This window comes from Rhizobium ecuadorense (assembly GCF_001187535.1).
Classification (GTDB): Bacteria; Pseudomonadota; Alphaproteobacteria; order Rhizobiales; family Rhizobiaceae; genus Rhizobium; species Rhizobium ecuadorense.
In genome coordinates, this window is record NZ_LFIO01000738.1 from 1 (window position 1) to 376 (window position 376).

Annotated in this window: 1 pseudogene; it reads left to right on the plus strand. The window is 67.0% G+C overall.

The features are described from left to right. Window positions 1-376: pseudogene (locus tag AF337_RS13635) on the plus strand (hypothetical protein); the annotation flags it as partial.

Genomic DNA, 376 nt, shown 5'->3' on the forward strand with positions numbered 1-376 from the left:
CATCAGCATCGTTTCCAACAATGCCGACAATCGCCACGGCGAACATTCGAACGCAGGCGAAGGCGCCGGTACAGGTGCCGGCATCGGCGCTGTCGTCGGCGGCGCCGGCGGTCTTCTGACCGGCCTTGGGCTGATGGCGATCCCGGGTGTTGGCCCCGTCGTTGCGGCCGGCTGGCTGGCGGCGACGGCTGCCGGCGCTGCCGCGGGCGCGGTCGCTGGTGGTGCGACAGGCGGCATCATCGGCGCGATGACAAGCTCCGGCGTCTCTGACGAAGACGCGAATCTGTATGCTGAAGGCGTTCGCAGGGGCGGTTCGCTGGTCACTGCCAGAGTTCAGGACGCTCTTGTTCCGGAAGCAGAAGCAATCCTCAAGCGC